The sequence below is a fragment of the Streptomyces sp. NPDC088246 genome (assembly GCF_044741025.1).
Taxonomy (GTDB): domain Bacteria; phylum Actinomycetota; class Actinomycetes; order Streptomycetales; family Streptomycetaceae; genus Streptomyces.
In genome coordinates, this window is record NZ_JBIURV010000029.1 from 20,183 (window position 1) to 39,613 (window position 19,431).

The 19,431-nt window shown below is 70.0% G+C and carries 18 protein-coding genes; 11 read left to right on the forward strand and 7 right to left on the reverse strand.

Features of this window, described 5'->3' with window-relative positions:
- The first annotated feature begins 27 nt into the window (after positions 1–27).
- The 6 genes from ACIPEK_RS32180 to ACIPEK_RS32205 all read left to right on the forward strand — a co-directional run bounded on the left by ACIPEK_RS32180 (position 28) and on the right by ACIPEK_RS32205 (position 5,682).
- On the forward strand, positions 28–354 hold the full coding sequence (locus ACIPEK_RS32180) for a (2Fe-2S)-binding protein (protein WP_402003340.1): 327 nt from the start codon (positions 28–30) through the stop codon (positions 352–354).
- A complete protein-coding gene (locus ACIPEK_RS32185; RefSeq protein ID WP_402003343.1) occupies positions 335–1,813 on the forward strand; it encodes an NAD(P)/FAD-dependent oxidoreductase in 1,479 nt (492 codons plus the stop codon). The genes ACIPEK_RS32180 and ACIPEK_RS32185 overlap by 20 nt, the downstream gene beginning before the upstream one ends.
- A gap of 111 nt (positions 1,814–1,924) precedes the next feature.
- Entirely contained in the window at positions 1,925–2,833 is a 909-nt protein-coding gene (locus ACIPEK_RS32190) for a dihydrodipicolinate synthase family protein (protein WP_393697583.1), read from the forward strand.
- An 89-nt stretch (positions 2,834–2,922) separates the two neighbouring features.
- Positions 2,923–3,924: a proline racemase family protein gene (locus ACIPEK_RS32195; protein WP_402003346.1), complete on the forward strand. Its 1,002-nt coding sequence runs from the start codon at positions 2,923–2,925 to the stop codon at positions 3,922–3,924.
- Positions 3,921–4,865, forward strand: a complete 945-nt coding sequence (locus ACIPEK_RS32200; RefSeq protein WP_402003349.1) for an ornithine cyclodeaminase family protein — start codon at positions 3,921–3,923, stop codon at positions 4,863–4,865. Before ACIPEK_RS32195 ends, ACIPEK_RS32200 begins: the two co-directional genes overlap by 4 nt.
- 88 nt (positions 4,866–4,953) lie before the next feature.
- Positions 4,954–5,682 carry a GntR family transcriptional regulator gene (locus tag ACIPEK_RS32205; protein WP_402003352.1) on the forward strand — a complete coding sequence of 243 codons (729 nt, stop codon included), beginning with the start codon at positions 4,954–4,956 and terminating at the stop codon, positions 5,680–5,682.
- A gap of 306 nt (positions 5,683–5,988) precedes the next feature.
- Here ACIPEK_RS32205 and ACIPEK_RS32210 read toward each other — a convergent pair whose 3' ends face one another.
- Positions 5,989–7,461: an aminopeptidase P family protein gene (locus tag ACIPEK_RS32210; RefSeq protein ID WP_402003355.1), complete on the reverse strand. Its 1,473-nt coding sequence runs from the start codon at positions 7,459–7,461 to the stop codon at positions 5,989–5,991.
- A gap of 337 nt (positions 7,462–7,798) precedes the next feature.
- Here ACIPEK_RS32210 and ACIPEK_RS32215 point away from each other — a divergent pair, with 337 nt between their 5' ends.
- Positions 7,799–10,186 (forward strand): M9 family metallopeptidase, encoded by a 2,388-nt coding sequence (locus ACIPEK_RS32215; RefSeq protein WP_402003358.1) that lies wholly within the window; start codon positions 7,799–7,801, stop codon positions 10,184–10,186.
- Positions 10,187–10,283: 97 nt separating this feature from the next.
- Here the strand turns inward: ACIPEK_RS32215 and ACIPEK_RS32220 are convergent, their stop codons facing one another.
- Together ACIPEK_RS32220 and ACIPEK_RS32225 are read right to left on the reverse strand one after the other, a co-directional pair.
- Entirely contained in the window at positions 10,284–10,670 is a 387-nt protein-coding gene (locus ACIPEK_RS32220; protein ID WP_383077803.1) for a barstar family protein, read from the reverse strand.
- 93 nt (positions 10,671–10,763) lie between these two features.
- A complete protein-coding gene (locus tag ACIPEK_RS32225) occupies positions 10,764–11,156 on the reverse strand; it encodes a ribonuclease domain-containing protein (protein WP_402003361.1) in 393 nt (130 codons plus the stop codon).
- Positions 11,157–11,497: 341 nt separating this feature from the next.
- Here ACIPEK_RS32225 and ACIPEK_RS32230 point away from each other — a divergent pair, with 341 nt between their 5' ends.
- Positions 11,498–11,860 (forward strand): ATP-binding protein, encoded by a 363-nt coding sequence (locus ACIPEK_RS32230; protein ID WP_383077862.1) that lies wholly within the window; start codon positions 11,498–11,500, stop codon positions 11,858–11,860.
- A gap of 42 nt (positions 11,861–11,902) precedes the next feature.
- Here the strand turns inward: ACIPEK_RS32230 and ACIPEK_RS32235 are convergent, their stop codons facing one another.
- Together ACIPEK_RS32235 and ACIPEK_RS32240 are read right to left on the reverse strand one after the other, a co-directional pair.
- A complete protein-coding gene (locus tag ACIPEK_RS32235; RefSeq protein ID WP_402003364.1) occupies positions 11,903–12,979 on the reverse strand; it encodes a DUF2637 domain-containing protein in 1,077 nt (358 codons plus the stop codon).
- Positions 12,980–13,170: 191 nt separating this feature from the next.
- The gene (locus tag ACIPEK_RS32240) at positions 13,171–14,019 is read right to left on the reverse strand and encodes a (2Fe-2S)-binding protein (protein ID WP_402003367.1); all 849 of its coding nucleotides are present in this window, start codon (positions 14,017–14,019) and stop codon (positions 13,171–13,173) included.
- Between the two features lie 146 nt (positions 14,020–14,165).
- Between ACIPEK_RS32240 and ACIPEK_RS32245 the strand changes: the two genes are divergently transcribed.
- A complete protein-coding gene (locus ACIPEK_RS32245) occupies positions 14,166–14,957 on the forward strand; it encodes a GntR family transcriptional regulator (RefSeq protein WP_402003369.1) in 792 nt (263 codons plus the stop codon).
- 22 nt (positions 14,958–14,979) lie between these two features.
- Here the strand turns inward: ACIPEK_RS32245 and ACIPEK_RS32250 are convergent, their stop codons facing one another.
- Positions 14,980–15,765: a hypothetical protein gene (locus tag ACIPEK_RS32250; protein ID WP_383077813.1), complete on the reverse strand. Its 786-nt coding sequence runs from the start codon at positions 15,763–15,765 to the stop codon at positions 14,980–14,982.
- Between the two features lie 163 nt (positions 15,766–15,928).
- Positions 15,929–17,689 (reverse strand): PucR family transcriptional regulator, encoded by a 1,761-nt coding sequence (locus tag ACIPEK_RS32255; RefSeq protein WP_402003372.1) that lies wholly within the window; start codon positions 17,687–17,689, stop codon positions 15,929–15,931.
- Between the two features lie 253 nt (positions 17,690–17,942).
- Between ACIPEK_RS32255 and ACIPEK_RS32260 the strand changes: the two genes are divergently transcribed.
- Both ACIPEK_RS32260 and ACIPEK_RS32265 read left to right on the forward strand, forming a co-directional pair.
- Positions 17,943–18,833: an FAD binding domain-containing protein gene (locus tag ACIPEK_RS32260; RefSeq protein WP_402003375.1), complete on the forward strand. Its 891-nt coding sequence runs from the start codon at positions 17,943–17,945 to the stop codon at positions 18,831–18,833.
- A 2-nt stretch (positions 18,834–18,835) separates the two neighbouring features.
- Positions 18,836–19,429, forward strand: a complete 594-nt coding sequence (locus ACIPEK_RS32265) for a (2Fe-2S)-binding protein (protein WP_402003378.1) — start codon at positions 18,836–18,838, stop codon at positions 19,427–19,429.
- The last annotated feature ends 2 nt before the right edge of the window (positions 19,430–19,431 follow it).

Sequence of the window (19,431 nt, forward strand, 5' to 3'; positions counted from 1 at the left end):
GGCTCGCGTGCCCCAGGAGAGGACCCTGTGAGACGTACCCGTGCACGTACCCCGGCCGAACTCGTCGCGGCGCAGCCCGAACCGGAATTCCAGCTGACTTTCGACGGGCGCCCGATCCGTGGACTGCCGGGCCAGAGCATCGCCGCGGCCCTCTGGTCGGCGGGCATCCTGACCTGGCGCACCACCAGGGTCCACGGCCGGCCGCGGGGAGCCTTCTGCGGCATCGGTGCCTGCTACGAATGCCTGGCCACGGTCAACGGCCGGCCGAACCAACGCGCATGCCTGCTTCCCGCCCGCCCCGGCGACGCCATCACCACACAGGAGGGCGACGGGTATGCCGCACTCGACAGATGAACGCCGCCCACGGGACGCGGACTGCGCCGGACTCGCCGTGGTGGGCGCGGGACCGGCCGGCTTGGCCGCCGCCGTCACCGCGGCCGATCACGGGCTCGACGTGGTTCTGCTGGACTCGGCCGTCACACCCGGTGGGCAGTACTACCGAAGCCCGCCCGACGGGCTCGGCGCGACCCGGCCCGGTGCCCTCCACCACGGCTGGCCCGTCTTCGCCGAACTCTCCGCACGACTGGCCGCGCACCGTAACTCCGGAGCGATCCGCCACCTCCCCAACCATCAGGTGTGGACGGTCGAACGAGCCGGTGACGGCCACTGGATCCTGCACGCCGTCACCGGAGCCGAAGGGGAACAGCGTTCCGCTGTCCGGGCCCGCCGTCTGCTGCTGGCGACGGGTGCCCATGAACGTCAACTACCCTTCCCCGGCTGGACGCTTCCGGGCGTGGTGAGCGCGGCCGGCGCCCAGGCCATGCTCAAGTCCGGCCTGGTGCTGCCCGGCCGGCGGATCGTGGTCGCGGGGAGCGGCCCGCTTCTTCAGGCCGTCGCCCTCTCGCTGACGCGCGCCGGTGCGAGCGTTCCCGCACTCATCGAAGCGTCCGGTTACGGGGCGTACGCGCGCGCTCCCCGGGTGCTGGCCGCCAACCCCGGCAAGATGGCGGAAGGTGTCCGGTACGGGGCGGCACTGACCGGCGCCGGAGTTCGAATGCTGACTCACCGGGCGGTGACCGAGGTGCACGGCGACGACCGGGTGGAGGCGGTGACCGTCAGCCGGGTGGACCGCCGGTGGCGCCCCGTGCCGGGGACCGGCCGCAAGATCGCCTGCGATGCGCTCGCCGTCGGTCACGGACTCGTTCCCCAGCTGGAACTTGCCGTGGCGGCGGGCTGCGGTACGCGCGCTTGCGCGGACGGCACGCATGTGGTCACCCTCGACGAGCAGCTCAGGACCACCGTGCCGGGGGTCTGGGCGGCGGGAGAGGCCGGAGGCATCGGCGGCGTCGAACTTGCTCTCTGTGAAGGAGAGTTGGCGGCGCTTTCGGTCATTCGTGAGATGCGGGGCGGTGTGCAGCGGGCAGCGGCGCGCAGAGCAGTCGTCCTGCGTCGTTCCCGACGCCGTCTGCGGGCCTTTTCCGCGTTGATGGGTGCCGTGCACCGGCCGGGGGCGGGGTGGAGCGAATGGCTGACCGACGACACGGAGGTCTGCCGTTGTGAAGAAGTCACCGCGGGCCGGATCCGTACCGCGTGCGAGGAGCTCGGAGCCGGTGACACCAGGACCGTCAAACTGCTCACCCGGGCCGGAATGGGGTGGTGCCAGGGCCGGACCTGTGGAGTCGCCGTCCGCGAACTGGCCGACGCGCACGGCAGCGGACGCGGCGCCGGTGAAGAGCCGGACGGCCCCGACCGGCGCCCGCTCGCCTGCCCGGTAATGCTGTCCACGCTCGCCGACCTGGCCGACCCCGGATAGACCCGCAGCCACTCCCCGACACGCCTCGGCCGCGGCTCGGTACTTCGCGCCGCCGGCTGTTGCCCATGCTTCCCCCCACGCCGTGAATGTCACACCACTCAAGGAGTCACGATGCAGACGAACGCCCACCCGCGCACCCGCCCCTGGCACGGGGTCATGGTCGCCACCCCGATCACATTGCGCGATGACTGCACGATCGACTACGACGCCTATGCCACGCATGTCCAACAACTCATCGCGGAGGGCTGCGACGGTGTGGTGCCCAACGGGTCACTTGGGGAGTACCAGACCCTGACCGACAGCGAACGCGAGCAGGTGGTCCGGGTCGCCGTCGAGGCGGCAGGCGACGGCAGCCGCGTCATGCCGGGCGTCTCCGCCTACGGCAGCGCGGAGTCGCGGCGCTGGGCGGAACAGGCCGCTGAGGCGGGCGCCGGTTCCGTGCTGCTCCTGCCGCCCAACGGATACCGCTGCGAGGACGCGGCGGTCCGAGCCCACTACGCCGCTGTGGCCGAAGTCGGGGTTCCGGTCGTCGCGTACAACAATCCGTACGACACCAAGGTGGATCTGACACCGAGCCTGCTCGCCGCTCTCCACCAGGAGGGCAGCATCGTGGCGGTCAAGGAGTTCAGCGGCGATGTCCGAAGGGCCTACGAGATCGCCGAACAGGCGCCCGGCCTCGACCTGCTCGTGGGCGCCGACGACGTACTGCTGGAACTGGCACTCGCCGGGGCCGTCGGCTGGATCGCCGGCTGTCCGAACATGCTGCCGTCCTGCTGTGTCGAGCTGTACCGGGCCGCTGTGACCGGCGACATGGCAACTGCCCTGCCGCTGTACCGCGAGCTGCATCCCCTGCTGCGGTGGGACTCGAAGCCGGAGTTCGTCCAGGCCATCAAGGCATCCATGGACGTTGTCGGACGCCATGGCGGCCGTACCCGTCCGCCACGCCTTCCCCTGCCCGCCGACGACGAGGCAGCCGTACGTGCCGCGACGGAGAAGGTACTGGCCGGGGGCCTCGGCTGAGCGCGGTTCGGTCGTTGTACGTCCGGACAGCGCCCGACCCGGCCCGTTCTTCGTGTTGTTCATGACGAACTGACGAACCAGGAGGAGCCTTGCAGACACGTCACATCTTCCACGCAGTCGACTCACACACCGAGGGCATGCCCACCCGCGTCATCACCGGCGGCATCGGCACCATTCCCGGTGCCACGATGGCTGAACGGCGCACGTACTTCCGGAAACACCGGGACGCCGTGCGAACGCTGCTCATGTACGAACCGCGCGGCCATGCCTCCATGAGCGGCGCGATCCTCCAGCCGCCCACCCGGCCCGACGCGGACTTCGGCGTCCTCTTCATAGAGGTTTCCGGGTATCTGCCGATGTGTGGGCACGGCACCATCGGGGTCGCGACCGTTCTGGTGGAGACCGGCATGGTCGAGGTCACCGAACCCGTCACCACCGTACGGCTGGACACCCCGGCCGGACTCGTCAGCGTCGACGTCCGGGTGAAGGACGGCGCGGCCACCGCTGTCACCCTGACCAACGTTCCCGCGTTCAGCGTCGCACTCGACCGGACGGTGGACGTACCCGGCTACGGACCGGTCCGCTACGACCTCGCCTACGGCGGCAACTTCTACGCGATGGTGCAGCTGGCCGACCTCGGGCTGCCCTTCGACCGGGCGCGCAAGGACGACATCCTGGCGGCCGGACTCGCCCTGATGGACGCGGTCAACGCCACTGACCGGCCCGTTCACCCAGAAGATCCCGACATCCACGGCCTCAAACACGTGCAGTTCATCGCACCCGGTTCCGACGCCCGCCACTCCCGACATGCGATGGCCATCCACCCCGGCTGGTTCGACCGGTCGCCCTGTGGAACCGGCACCTCGGCACGCATGGCCCAACTGCACGCACGCGGTGAACTTCCTCTGGACACCGATTTCGTGAACGAGTCCTTCATCGGAACGTCGTTCACCGGGCGTCTCATCGAGAAGACCACCGTGGGCGGGCTGCCCGGCGTCGTCCCGACCATCACGGGCCGTGCCTGGATCACCGGTACCGCACAATTCTTCCTGAACCCGTCCGACCCCTTCCCCGAAGGATTCCTGCTGTGAACCTGCCCCTGCTCGGCGCCGACGACATCGAGGCCCTGGGACCGACCGGAGCCTTGGACGCCCTGGAGGCGGCGCTGAGCGGGGGACTCGATCCGGAGACGTCCCCGGCCCGGCACCATGTCACAGTGCCCGGCGGAGAATTGCTGATCATGCCCGCCACCACCCATCAGGTGACCGGAGTGAAGATCGCCGGAGTCGCCCCCGACAACCCGGCACGCGGCCTGCCACGGATCACTGGAAGCTATCTGCTGCTCGACGGCCCCACCCTGCTGCCGCTCGCCCTGCTCGACGGGGCCGCGCTCACCACACTGCGCACACCGGCCGTGTCGGCACTCGCGATCCGCCACCTCACCCCGCCCGTCCTGCGCCATCTGGTGCTCTTCGGAACGGGCCCCCAGGCGTACGGACACCTTGCCGCGGTGCTCGCGGAACGGCACGTCGAACGGGTCACCGTGATCGGCCGTACCCCGCGCCGGGTCGCCGCACTGGTCGCGCACGCCCGTCAACTCGGCGTGGACGCCCGTGCGGGTGAGGCGCACGTGACCGACCAGGTCGCCACCGCCGATCTGGTGCTCTGCTGCACCACGTCCGCCACTCCCTTGTTCGACGGCACCCTCGTGCCGGACAGCGCGACAGTCGTCGCGGTCGGCTCGCACACCCCGGACGCCCGGGAGGTCGACACGGCTCTGGTGTCACGCTCCACCGTGATCGTCGAATCGAGGGCGGCGGCCCTGTCGGAGGCGGGCGATCTGCTGATCCCAATGGCGGAAGGAGCCTTCAGCGCCGAGGACATCGCCGGCAACCTCGCCGACCTGGTGACCGGTCGGATCCTCGGTGAGAAGCCGGCTGCCTTCGAGCGCCCCCGGTTCTTCAAAAGCGTCGGAATGGGCTGGGAAGACCTCGCGGTCGCCGCGGCGGTGCACCGGAAGTCGGCGCCCTGACCGAGCTGTCCACAGGTCAGGAGCGACGGGTCCGAGTGGAAACGTGACATTGTATTCTGAGGGCCCGCACGGCGTTGGAGGAACAAACATGGCCCGCCTGTCGACGCTCAATGTCATCTCGGCGCAAGAGCACTTGCGCGACCAGGTGGCGAACGCCCTCAGGGCGGCCCTGATCGCCGGGGACCTCCGTCCGGGCATGATCTACTCCGCGCCCGCGCTCGCTGCCGAATTCGGGGTGTCCGCAACCCCGGTCCGCGAGGCCATGCTCGACCTGGCGCGTGAGGGCCTGGTCGAAGCGGTTCGCAACAAGGGCTTCCGGATAACCGAGTTGACCGACCAGGACCTCGACGACTTCACCGAACTCCGCGCCATGATCGAGGTACCCACCGTCGGCCGCATTGCCCGGATGGGCAAGGTCAGGGAGCTGCAGGCACTTCGGCCGCTTGCCCTGGCGATCGTCGCTGCTGCCGCCGAGCACGACATCATCGGCTATCTGGAGGCCGACCGCCGCTTCCATCTCGAACTGCTCGGTCTGGCGGGCAACCGCAGGCTGGTGGAGGAAGTCGGCAACCTGCGCAAGCGATCGCGCCTCTTCGGGCTGAACCGGCTTGACGCAACGGGGCAGCTGACCGTATCGGCCGAGGAACATGTCCAACTGCTCGACCTCGTGATCGCCGGTGACGCCCAGCGCGCCGAGGCCTGCATGCTGGCCCACATGTCACATGTCAGGTCGATATGGGCCGAGGAGGACGGCGACGACGTGGGCGCCGGAGGCACCCGGGGCACAAGGGCGTCGCTGCCGGTCGCAGAGGCCTGAGAGCCTGTCGGGTGACCTTCGATCGGATAGCGGACGCGGTCTGGTGCGTGCGATTCCAAGGCGCCGGGATGTCCTCGGATGGGGCCTCCCCTGCTCGAACGAAGTTGAGAGCTTGGGGAAGGAGCTACTAGGGCATTTCGGCAACGCGGGAAGCGTGCGTGCCAGGGCGTGGCTGCCCGGTCAGAGGTCATCCGACAGGCTCTGAGCCACCGGTTTCGTTCCGGAGCCCCAAGCCGGCACTCCGTCCTCCACCGGCCGCCTCCCGCCCTCCGCGCGGGGGGCGGCCGGTGGAATGGGCCGCCCGGTTCAACCGTCCAGCAGGGCGGCCATCCACTCCTCGATTCCGTCGGCAGTGCGCGGCAGTGCGGACGACATGAGGCGTGCGCCGTCGGCCGTGATCACGAGGTCGTCCTCTATCCGCACCCCGATCCCGCGCAGCGACCGGGGCAGCGTCTCGTCGTCGGGCTGGAGATAGAGCCCCGGTTCCACGGTCAGTACCTGGCCGACTTCCAGGCGACCGTCCAGATAGCGGTCGGCGCGCGCCTGAGCGCAGTCGTGAAGGTCCATGCCGAGCATGTGACCACTGCTGCAGAGCGTGTACCGGCGGTAGAAGCCGTTGTCGGCGTCGAGCGCCTCATCGGCGGATATCTGCAACACGCCCCATTCGTAAAGCCCTTCGGCGATGACCCGCATGGCCGCCAGGTGGAAGTCACGGAATCGTGCCCCAGGGCGCAGGGCCGCGATGCCCGCTTCCTGCGCGGCGAGCACCAGCTCGTAGACGCTGCGTTGTGCGGAGGAGAAGCGGCCGGACAACGGCAGGGTGCGGGTGATGTCGGCCGTGTAGAGCGAATCGGTCTCCACCCCGGCGTCCAGTAGCAGCAACTGGTCGCGTTCCAGGGGGCCGTCATTGCGGATCCAGTGCAGGACACAGGCGTGCGCCCCGGCTGCGGCTATCGTGGAGTACCCCGGACCATTCCCCTCCAGCCGGGCCCGCAGATCGAAGACGCCCTCGATCCAACGCTCACCGCGCGGGTGCCGCAGCGCCTGCGGAAGGCTCCGCACCACATCCTCGAATCCTGTCACCGTCGCATCGACGGCTTGCTGCAACTGGCCGGTCTCCCAAGGGTCCTTGACCAGTCGGAGCTCGCTGAGCACTGCTTCCAGGCCTGCCGGCGCCGACCGCCGGCGCTGGAACGAGCGGCAGGAACGCAGTAGTTCGTCGACGGCAGGGTCCACCCCTCCCAGCGTCCGTACCGGTGGCTGTGGCCCGGTCAGCAGCTTCTCCCAGGCGTCCAGGTGTGCACAGCGGATGCCGGTCATCCGGGCGGCTTCCTCCAGGTCGGGTCTGCGCCCGACCCAGAACTCCCCGTATCTGCGGTCGCGGTAGAACTCGCGGCCGGTGCGAGGTGACCGAGGCCGCAGATACAGCACCGCCTCGTGCCGCTCGTCGCCGTCGGGTTCCAGGACGAGGACGTGTCCGGCCTGGTCCTCGCCTGTGAGGCCGGTGAGCCAGGCGTAGCCGGTGTGCGGACGGAATCGATAGTCCGTGTCGTTGGAGCGGACCGCGAGCGCGCCCGCCGGGATGACCAGGCGCTCGCCCGGGAAGCGGGCGGCGAACCGGGCGCGGCGGGCCGGGGTGACGTCATAAGAGGGGACGCGGATGTCCGCAGGCAGCGGGGTATCCGCCCACGCCGTGCTCATGAAGGCGTCCAGCGCGGGCGACACCGGCAGGTCATGGCTGCTGGTGCGGGGCGCGGCGAGGGAATGGGACACGGGCATTGCTCCTCGGGGGCTCTGTGGGACCGGGGTCGGGGCCGGAATTCCGGCTCTCCGGGGACACGGTGGTGCGGTGGTCGGGAAACCGGTGGTGGCGGCCGGTGTGTTCGAGGCCGCGTGTCATATCCCGTGCTGCGACGAGAAGTTGTCGCGCAGATGAATGTGCGTGAGAGGGGTTCCAAAGGACATGTGACATGTGCCATTGTACAGCGCGCAAGGGGAAAGGAGCCGTGCTCATGTCACGACGTGAGTGCACTTCAGACCCGGTCCGGCACCGACCTCTTGCATTCCCCCACAACCGCGCCCTGTCGCGCGGTCACCACTCCGCTGGAGGCGGCACGTGAAGAACCTGAGGGTTCGGCAAAAGATAACCGGATTGTCCACTGCGGTCCTGGCAGCATGCCTGGGCGTGGGCCTGTTCACGGCACCGAGCCAGGCCGTCGAGCAACGCCCCGCCGTGTCGACCGTGACCCCCCACTTCTCGGACGCCGCCCAGAAGCGGGCGGAACCCCGGACCGAGGACCCCGGCGGTCCCACTGCCGAGGCGCTGACGGCACCCGCCGACGATGCCGCTCACGTCGAACGCAAGTCGCTCAAGGCCGCCGACCAGCCGCCGCTGTCAGCGTCCAAGGACGCGCTCAAGCGGGACTACGACGACCCGGCCACCTCGCTTCCGAGCCACATGGCACCTTCGATGAAGGCCGAGAAGCGGGCCCTCGCCAAGAAGTCCGGCAAGACTGCGGCCGAGTGCAACACCACCGATTTCACCAACAACACCGGAAGCGCCCTGGTCGAGAAGGTCAAGGCGGCGACCACCGACTGCGTCAACACGCTGTTCCGTCTCAAGGGCCAGGACGGCTACAACGCCTTCCGCGAGGACCAGATGGTCACCATCGCCGATGCCATGCGCGACGCGTCGGCCTCCTACCCCGGTGACAGCAGCACCGGCATGCCCCAGCTGGTCCTCTTCCTCCGGGCCGGTTACTACGTGCAGTACTACGACCCCGACACCGTCGGACAGTACGGGCCGCGCCTGCGCACGGCCATCCAGGGCGCGCTCGACGGCTTCTTCGGCTCCTCGCACGCCTTCGACGTCACCGACGCCAACGGCGAGAGCCTGTCCGAGGCGATCATCCTGGTCGACAGCGCCGGGGAGAACGCCCGTTACCTGAACATCGTCAAGCGGATGCTGGCCGACTACGACGAGTCGTACAACAGCTCCTGGTACATGGTCAACGCCGTGAATAGCGTGTACACGGTCATGTTTCGCGGTCACCAGGTGCCGGAGTTCATCAGCGCCATCGAGGCCGATTCCAGTGTGCTGACCTCGCTGCGCGACTTCGCCGCGAACCACCTCGACCTGCTGGGCACCAAGAATTCGTTCCTGGCCGCCAACGCGGGGCTCGAGCTCGGCCGCTTCCTCAAGGAGGACTCGCTGCGTGCCAAGGCGAGCCCGCTGGCGATCGACCTGATGGGCAAGAGCTCCATCGACGGCCCCACCGCCCCGCTCTGGGTCAATCTGGCCAAGATGGTCGACGCCTACGACAAGGACAACTGCGCGGCCTACGGCGCCTGTGACCTCGCGGAGCGTCTGGAGAAGGCCGTCCTGCCGGTGAAGCACACCTGTAGCGACAGCATCACCATCCGGGCGCAGGACATGACCGCGGAGGAGCTCGAAGCCAGCTGCACCAGCCTGCGCGACCAGGACGCCTACTTCCACGAGGTGGCCCGGGACAACGGCGCGGTCGCCGACGACAACAACAAGACCATCGAGGTCGTGGCCTTCAACTCCAGCACCGACTACCAGACCTACGCCGGAGTGATCTTCGGCATCGACACCAACAACGGTGGCATGTACCTGGAGGGCGACCCCAAGGCCGAGGGCAACCAGCCCCGGTTCATCGCCTACGAGGCCGAGTGGGCCCGCCCCGACTTCCAGATCTGGAACCTCAACCACGAGTACACCCACTACCTCGACGGCCGCTTCAACATGTACGGCGACTTCGCCGCCGGAATGACCACCCCGACCGTCTGGTGGGTGGAGGGCTTCGCGGAGTTCGTCTCGTACTCGTACCGCAAGGTCACCTACGACGACGCCGTCGCCCAGGCCGCCAACCGCACCTACACCCTGCGCACCCTGTTCGACACCACCTACGACAACGCCGACCAGACCCGCGTGTACAACTGGGGCTACCTGGCCGTCCGTTACATGCTCGAATCCCATCGTTCCGACGTCGACACCCTGCTCGGCCTCTACCGCAAGGGCGATTGGGACGGCGCCCGCACCCTGCTCACGTCGACCATCGGCAGCCGTTACGACGCCGACTGGAACACCTGGCTGGCCGCCTGCGCGGCCGGCGCCTGCGGCAGCGGGTCCACCAACCCGCCCGGTGAGATCACCGAGTGCAAGGACGCCGACACCAGGATGCTGGGCCGGAACTGCATGCGCAGCGAGCTGAAGGCCGTCAAGGGCGACTACGCCTACCTGGCCGTCCTCATCCCGGCCGGCACCACCCAGCTGAAGATCACCGCCTCCGGTGGCACGGGTGACGCCGACCTCTACTACAGCTCGCAGGAGTGGGCGACCACCAAGGTCTACACCGACAAGTCCGTCGGCGCGGGCAACGAGCACACCCTGACCGTCAACAACCCGGCGCCGGGCTACCACTTCATCAGCCTCTACGGCACCGAGCAGTTCGACGGCGCCAAGGTCACCACCGAGTTCTGATCCCTACAACCCCCACGGTATCGGCCGGCCGAGTGGTGACCCGCTCGGCCGGCCGGTGCCGTCCTCCGGGCCGCGTCCGCCGGACACGGCCCGGGGCTCACGAAAGCCGCAAGGTGCCCGGCCCGTCGTTCCGCAGGATCTCCACGAGCTGCTCGAAGAGCGTCGGTCCGCGCCCCGCGAGGGCCTCGTCGAGCCGGTGGCGGAGCGCCGCCCGGTTGCTGGGGTGGGCCCGGTCCAGGCTCCGCCGCAGTTGCCGGGCCTTCTCCTCATGGCCCAGGGCCCGTGCCGAGAGAGCGTGGTGACGCCACTCGAAGACGAAGTCACCGTCGTCCGGAGTGCCCATTCCGCCGCTGAGACAGTCCGCGAGGGCGTCGAAGTTGCGGCCGAAGTACCCGCCCGGACCGTTCACGGCCTCGCCGATCACTTTCCAGAACTGCTCCAGGCCGGTGACCCGGGAGCCGTCGATCACATAGGTCACGGTCATGTGGGGAGGGTACAAGTCCGGCCGCTTCCGGCTGTCCGTGATCCGCGCCGCAGGTGGGGGGCTACGGCGCGGACCGGCTCGGAGGGGCGGGCTTCAGCAGCCCTGGTCGATCAGGTCGAACGTGGCGTAGTGGTCGCTGGTGTAGTAGTCCTCCTGCACCTCTTCACCCGTGACGACCCGACGCGCGCCCCGGGTGGGGGAGCCGGGGGTGATGACCGTGTACTCGTGGTAGTAGCCGGTGCTTTGGCTCGGCAGGACGCCTTCACGGTTCTGGAACACGGCACCGTCCTGCGAGTAGGGGAACGGGCCGCCCGCGTCGATCAGGTCGAGGGTGTCGTGCGCCTGGGCAGGCAGCGCCGAGTAACAGATGCTGCCGACCGAGGTGGTGGCGGCCGTTGCGGTCGTGGGGACCGGGCCGCCGATGAAGAGGACGGACATGAGGGCGGCAGCGCCACCGAGCGTGGTGATCCGTGGGGGGATTCGCATGGCCACCATGATGACGCGCGTAGACATGGTCCCGTCAACGTCAACCGGTGTGAATTTTTTGGAAGTTAACCGGAGGGGCAGAAATGTGACATCCATGTGTCCGCCGCTCCGGGCCGTGCCGCCCGTTCTCTGTTCACTTATTGATGAGTCGACAAGCGTGGCGGCCCGCCTGTGGGGCATGCATCCCCAGGCGACGAGAAATCGAGAAGTCGAGAAGGGGGCGATTCACTGTGCGGGCGGGGGAAACGATGGAGCGTCAGGGAGATGCCGAATCCATGGCGGACGGGGCGGCGCACGAGCCAGGTGCACAGGGACAGCAGCCGGTCCGGCTGCGTCGCAGACTGGCCCACACGGATCTGGCGGCCGTGAGCGAAGTGCGGTGTGCGTTGCGGGAGTTCCTGCGATACCGGTGGCGGGCCGAGCCGGCCGAGGTGGCGGAGCTCCTGCTCAGCGAGCTGGTGACCAATGCGCTGATCCATACGAGGCACGGCGCGGTCGTCACGGTGAGCGTGGCACCCGCGAAACTGCGGGTGGAGGTTCGGGACTTCGTATCCGGAATGCCCCTGTCGTACGTACCGAACGCCGACGACGGTACGCATGGCCGAGGGCTGATCCTGGTGCAGAGCCTCGCGGACGCCTGGGGGGTTGGCGCACATGCGCTGGGCAAGGTCGTCTGGTTCGAGCTGGACGGCGAAAAGCCCTGAGAGCCCGGAAGGGACCGGGCCATCAGGGCTTTTTGTGATGGATCAGCCGAACTGCTGCTCCAGGTCCTTCAGTTTCCGCTCCAGCGAATCGAGCCGGGGCAGTGCCTGGGTGTCGTCCTCGGCGGTGAGGTCGACGGTGACCGGATCATGGGAGCTCCGGTCCGAGGCGCTGGAGCTCGGACCGGTCACGGCCTGCAGGGACGGCCGGGCGCGCAAGGGCAGTTGTCCCGGCTCGGATATGGCGGGCTCCATGGCGGACTGCGCGGAGCCCGGCGCGGGGGCGATGGCCTGAACGTCCACCTGGGTGCCACCCCGGCCGACCCTGCGCCAGGCCCGGTTCTGCCGGTTCAGCGCCTTGATGTGGGCCCGGTCCAGCTTTACCTGGTCCTTCCTGCGAAGGCGGTTCTGCTCCTGCTCCCTGCGGTCCTCACGCACTTCCTCGACAGCTTCGTCCAGGGTGCGTACGCCCTCCAGCAGCATCAGCGACCAGGCGCCGAAGGTCTCCCGGGGGGCGCGCAGCCACCGTACGATCCGGATCTGCGGCAGCGGACGGGGCACCAGGCCCTGTTCGCGCAGCGCGGCCCGGCGGGTCTGCTTCAGTGCCCGGTCGAAGAGCACGGCTGCCGAGAGCGACATCCCCGCGAAGAAGTGCGGGGCGCCCGCGTGGTCGATACCGCGCGGCGCGTGCACCCAGTTGAACCAGGCCGCGGCACCGGCGAACAGCCAGACGAGCAGTCGCGATCCGAGCGCCGCGTCACCGTGGCTGGCCTCGCGCACCGCGAGTACGGAACAGAACATCGCGGCCCCGTCGAGGCCGAACGGAACGAGATACTCCCAGCCCCCGGAGAGGCCGAGGTTCTGCTCGCCGAAGCCGACGAGCCCATGGAAGGACAGGGCGGCAGCGACCGCCGCGCAGCAGAACAGCAGGACGTACGAGGCGGAGGCATACAGCGTCTCCTTACGCCTGCGACGCTCCTCGCTGCGCTCCCAGCTGTCGTCGGCCGCGGAATTGTCAGCGGCGCGCTTGCCGCGCGCGACCACCGCCACCGCCGCCAGGACCCCCACGAGCAGTACGGCGCCCGGAAGCAGCCAATTCAGCGATATGTCGGTCAGTCTCATGCGCGGTCCCTTGCATCGCGTAGGGCATTTCGGGCGCCATGATTGCCGAAACCCCGTCACGCTCAGGGGGTTTCGGGGCAAGAGAACGCCATTGGGTTGGCAGGGCATACGGATAGCCGAGATCTGATCGAATATCTGTACGCGGCCAGTGATCTGCGTTCGAATAGTACTACTCGTACGAGCGGTGTGGATCAATGAGTGGGCGTCAGTTTCCGTACCCGCTCGGCGTCACAGGTGCGCGGGCAGGTGACGCAGGTCTCTTCGGGGCGCAACGTGTAGAAGAGACAGCAGCTCGCCCGGTCGCGGGTGGGCAGCGACTCGCCGTTCGGCCCGGTCAGTTCACGGAAGCCCGCCGAGCCGACGTACGGCTTCGTGGTGCCCGGCAGGAGCGCCTCCAGCTCGGTCATCGCGCGCCGCTCCTCGCCGAGCAGGTGGGCGATGTACCAGAGGCCCTCGACGACCTCGTCCGTCGCCATGCCCCACAACGCCCGCCTGCCGCGCCGCATCCGCGGTCCGAAGCCGTCCAGCACCGGACCGATGTGGTCGGCCACGGCGGCGAGTACCTCGGCCCGCAGCGCCGCCTCGTCCGGGACCACCCGGGCGCCCGGCAGTCCGGCCGCCGGGTCGCCCGGAAGGCAGGCGAATTCCCTTATGCGGACGGTCAGATGGCCCAGCGCCCGCTGGAACGCCACATCCCGGACGGGGATCCGGGGCACCCGCCGGTGCAGGAACCACGGCACCGTCACCAGCAGGCAGGCGGGCCAGGCGTAGCGGTGCAGCCCGAAGCTGGCGACCACATCGGGCCGGGGCTGCTGCCCGTAGTCCCGCAGCACCTGCGCGTGGTCCCAGGCGAGGAAGTCGTCGAGCGAGGCACCACCCGCCGCGAGCTCGTCCGCACCCACCCAGCCGGCACCTCGAGGGGCGGCCTTGCCGTCCTCCAGCACCTCTGCGCGGAGCCCGGGGAAGACCTCGGCCAGACGTGCGTACGCGCCCGTCACGGCGGACGCGGTGGTGCCGGGAAGCAGGGTGGCGAGTGTCATGCAGGGCCCACCGAATCGCGATCGTTTTGCAGGTAAGCCTTACCTTACCCGAATGGATCGATGTTTGAACTGCGGCCCGCGCCGCCTATCGTGCAGAGGGGCATGGCGCACGCGAGCCGCGCCCACGGCAGGCCGAGGAGGTCCGAGTGGAGCAGGGCAGAGCGCGTGAGCAGGCGCGGCCGCCGTACGCGTCCGTCGCGTCCGCGACGACCCCGGCGTCCCTACGCGTGCCCGAGCAGGCACGTGGCGAGCAGGTACGTGGGGAGCAGGTACGCGGCGAGCACACCCACAGCGAGCCGCCCGCCCCGCGGCCGGCGGTGCAGCGGCACTCCGTGCGCGGCCAGATCCTCGAGGCCCTGCGCGCCGCGCTGGTCGACGGTCAGCTGGTTCCGGGGCAGGTCTACTCCGCCCCGGCTCTCGGTGCCCGCTTCGGGGTCTCCGCGACTCCCGTGCGCGAGGCGATGCAGCAGCTGGCCATCGAGGGCGCCGTCGAGGTCGTTCCGAACCGCGGTTTCCGCGTGTCCCAGCGGGGCCCGCGCGAGCTGGCCGAGCTGGCCGAGGTACGGGCCCTGATCGAGGTCCCCGTCATGCTGCGGCTGGCCCGCACCGTCCCACCGGCCCGCTGGTGCGCCCTGCGCCCGCTGGCCGAAGCCGCGGTTGCGGCGGCCGCGGTGGGCGACCGGGCGAGTTACGCCGAGTCCGACCGGGCCTTCCACAGCGCCGTCCTCGCGCTCTGCGGCAACGAGCAGTTGGTGATGGTCGCCGACGACCTGCACCGCCGCTCCCAGTGGCCCCTGGGAAACACCCCCGCCACCCACCGCGCCGACCTGCTCGCCGACGCTGCCGAGCACACCGCCCTGCTCGACGCGCTCATCGCCCAGGACCTGACCGTCGTGCAGTCGCTCGTACGGGAACACTTCACCGGCGCCGAGAGCTGACGTCACACCGGCCCTTTGGCGCTCAGTTCGCCTCGGCCGTCTCCGGGGGCGGCGGGTCCAGGTGCGGAGCCAGCCATGTCGGAACGCCCCCGAGCAGCCGGAAGAGCCGGCCCGCCTCGGCGCGCAGCCGGGTCGCCGCCTCCGGCTCCGGCTCGGAGTCCGCCAGCGCGATGAGGGCCGGAGCCGTACCGATCAGATAGCCCAGCTCCTCCCTTAACCGCAGGGACTCGGCGAAACCGTGCCGTGCCTCCGCCAGTTCGCCCTCGCGCAGGGCGAGCAGGGCGAGATGGCGCCAGGTCGAGGAGAGCAGCAGCGCATCGCCCTGGGCGGTGGCGCCGGCGTGGGCCCTGCGGTACGCGGCACGCGCGGCCTGGGGCGAGTCGGCGATGTTCTGCGCGATCAGGCCCCGGCGGAAGTCCAGCAGCGGACGTCCCGGCGCTGACGGGGCGAGCAGTGCGGCGGCCCGGCTCAGGGCGACGCTGGCCTCGTCGGCCCGGTCCCGTACGCCGAGAAGCGTCGACGCGTAGGCCAGATGGCCACGCTCACAGGCGGCTGCGCCGCGTTCGGCGTCGTCGTGAGCCAGCGCCTCGGCGGTGCGCAGGGCGTCCTCGGCGTCGGTCCAGCCCTGCCCGGTGTAAAGGCACCGCTCGGTCAGCAGAGCGGTGCGCTGGAGTGCCGCTGCCGGATCGGTGGCGGCGTCGTGTTCCAGCAGCGCGGCGGCGTCCGTCCAGCAGGCGCGTGACCGCAGCCGCCATACCGCTGTCTGGAGCGGCGGATCGTCATCTGCTGTCGTTCCGGAACCAGACATGGCGGTATACGCCACATTGCCCTCCCCGAGCGCGCCATTGAGCTGTTGAGTGTGGCCGCATCTCAGCACGGAATGGCACGCCGGGCCAAGGGGTCGGGGCAATGTCAGGTGAAAGATTTCACAAACGCCCGGATCCGCCGAGAGCCGTGGCAGGGCCCGGAAGTCAGCTCATACGCAGGGCGAGGAAGAAATCGAGCTTGTCCTCCAGGCGCGAAAGGTCACGCCCCGTCAACTGCTCGATTCGCCCGACCCGGTAGCGCAACGTGTTGACGTGCAGATGGAGCCGGGACGCGCAGCGGGTCCAGGAACCGTCGCAGTCCAGGAACGCCTCCAGTGTCGGGATCAGCTCCGCGCGATGGCGCCGGTCGTAGTCGCGCAGCGGGTCGAGCAGCCGTGCGGTGAACGCGCGGCGCACGTCGTCGGGGACGAATGGCAGCAGCAGCACGTGCGAGGCCAGCTCGTGGTGCCCGGCCGCGCAGACCCTGCCGGGGCGTGCCGCCGCCACCCGGCGGGCGTGCCGGGCCTCCTCCAGGGCGCCGCGCAGACCCTCGGGGGAGTGCACGGCCGCGCTGACACCCAGTGTCAGCCGACCGTCGTCGGCGAGGCCGGCGGAGAGCGGTTCGCGGACGGCGGCGAGCAGCACATCGGCGTGCAGCGCGGGATCCTCGTCGGCGGAGGCCTCGGCGGGCGCCGTGTCCGGGCCGGAGTCGTGGGCCGGTACGGGCGCGGTGACGGCGGGCAGGGGTACGAGGGCGACGGCCTCGTCGCCCGTGTGGGCGACCGCGATCCGGTCCACGGAGTCGGGGCCGGTGACTGCGGGGTCGACCAGGATCTCCTCCAGCAGCGCCTGGGCGACCGGGCCGCCCGCGACGGCGGAGCCGGAACTGCCGGCCGGGGCGCCCGTCGTGGCGGAGCCCTCCGCGACACCCCATTCGACCCGCGCCACCACGACCTGCCAGTGCGGCGCGGTCCCGAGACCCGGGAGCAGCACCGGGGCGGCGACCCGCAGCCTGGCGGCGATCTCGGCCGGTGGAGCGCCCGTCTGGACCAGTTCAAGGACTTCCTGGGCGAGCCTGCGGCGTACCGTACGGGCCGCGTCGCGCCGGTCCCGTTCGACCGCGATCAGCTGGGTGACGCCCTGGAGAAGATCAAGCCGGGCGGGCGGCCAGTCACTCGCGTCCGCCTCGACCGCGAGCAGCCAGTCGGAGAGCACCGACTCGCGCACATCACGGGAGGCGGGGGCGGTGCCCCGCCCGGCGTTCCGGATCGGGAAGAGCGAATACGTGGTGCCGCCGACCGTGGCCCGGTGCGGGGCCCGGCGGCCGGTGCGGGTGGCGGCCAGATGGTGGCCGGCGAGCGCCGCGCCGACCGCTCCGGCCAGCGGTGCGTCACCGGCGCCCGCGATCTGCCGACCGGTGGGGGAGAGCACCCAGGCGTGCAGGTCGAGGTCGGAGCCGAGCAGATCGAGGACCACCTCGGGCCCACCGCCCGCCGGGCCCGAGGTCATGAGCCTGCGGTGCCGGTCCACGACCGCGGCCAGATCGCCCGCCCGCTCGCCGGACACCTGGCGCACCACATGCTCGGTGATCGTTGCGAACGCGACGGTCTCATGGACGGCGAAGAGCGGCAGCCGGTGCCGCGCGCATGCCTCCACCAGATCGCCGGGGATGTCGCCGAGCTCCGCCTCGCCCGCCGCGAGTCCGGCGACCCCGGCGCCCGCCAGGATCCGTACGAACGGCTCCGAGTCCGTCACGTCCCGGCGCCAGGCCAGGCCCGTCAGGACCAGCTCGCCGCCCGACAGATAGCGGCTGGGATCCCGCAGGTCGGTGGTCATCACGCCGCGGACGGACCGGTCCAGCTCGTCCTCGCCGCCGAGCAGCCGCAGGCCCAGCGCGTCGGTCTCCAGCAGTGCGCGCAGCCGCATCTCGTCGCCGCCGATCTCTTTCGTTGGTGCGGGTGAAAACTGGGTATTGCGGTGAGGTCACTGACCTCCGCCATTCGTTCGAATCTACAAGACGAGGAGATCGACCAGCCAACTCCTTCATGGTTTCGGTGACTGCACCGGGTGGAGCACGGCTTGTGTACTTGGCCCCACACCGCGTTAACAACACATGAACGACCGGTCGAGGGCCGGCCGTCCCCAGCGAACGACCCGATTGAGAAGAAGAGAGCCACTCATGGACTTCCTTCGCCCCGCCAGCTGGGATGAGGCGCTCGCCGCCAAGGCCGAGCATCCGACGGCCGTGCCCATTGCGGGTGGCACCGATGTGATGGTCGAGATCAACTTCGACCACCGGCGGCCCGAGTACCTCCTGGACCTGAACCGCATCGGGGAGCTGTCCGAATGGGAGGTGGGCCAGGAGAACGTACGGCTCGGCGCCTGTGTCCCGTACAGCGACATCATGGAGCATCTGCGCGCCGAGCTGCCCGGACTGGCGCTCGCCTCGCACACCGTCGCCTCGCCGCAGATCCGCAACCGCGGCGGCGTCGGCGGCAACCTGGGCACCGCGTCGCCCGCCGGGGACGCCCACCCGGCGCTGCTCGCCGCGGGCGCCGAGGTCGAGGCCGAATCCGTACGCGGGACCAGGATGATCCCGATCGACGCCTTCTACACCGGCGTCAAGCGCAACGCCCTCGAACCGGACGAGCTGATCCGGGCCGTGCACATCAAGAAGGCCGACGGGCCCCAGCAGTACTCCAAGGTCGGCACCCGCAACGCGATGGTCATCGCCGTCTGCGCCTTCGGCCTGGCCCTGCACCCCGAGACCCGCACGGTCCGCACCGGCATCGGCTCGGCCGCCCCCACACCCGTCCGGGCGAAGGAGGCCGAGGAATTCCTGAACGCCGCGCTCGAGGAGGGCGGGTTCTGGGACAGCGGCACGGTCATCACGCCGTCCATCGCCGCGCAGTTCGCCACGCTCGCCGCCGGTGCCTGCAACCCGATCGACGATGTACGCGGCACCGCGAGCTATCGCAGGCACGCGGTCGGGATCATGGCCCGCCGCACCCTCGGCTGGACCTGGGAGTCGTACCGCGGCAACGGCCGCAGCACCGAAGGAGCTGCCTGATCATGCGCGTCAATTTCACGGTCAACGGCCGCAGGCACGAGGCGGACGACGTCTGGGAGGGCGAGTCCCTCCTCTATGTGCTGCGTGAGCGGATGGGCCTGCCCGGCTCGAAGAACGCCTGCGAGCAGGGCGAGTGCGGTTCCTGCACGGTCCGTCTGGACGGTGTCCCGGTCTGCTCCTGTCTGGTCGCCGCGGGCCAGGTGGAGGGCCGCGAGGTCGTCACCGTAGAAGGTCTCGCCGACTTCGCCGCCCACCGCTCCCAGGCACACCCCGGCAGCGGCTGCGCCTCCGGAGCCTGTGGCACCGCACTCGACAAGGCCCGGCAGTGGGAGGCCGAGCCGGCCGGCGAGGATACCCGGGACACCGGTGAACTCTCCCCGATCCAGCAGGCGTTCATCGACGCGGGCGCCGTCCAGTGCGGCTTCTGCACCCCCGGTCTGCTGGTCGCCGCCGACGAGCTGCTGGAGCGCAACCCGCAGCCGTCCGACGCGGACATCCGCGAGGCGCTCTCCGGCAACCTCTGCCGCTGCACCGGCTACGAGAAGATCCTCGACGCGGTCCGCCTCGCGGCCGCCCGCGCGGAAGAAACGGTCTGACG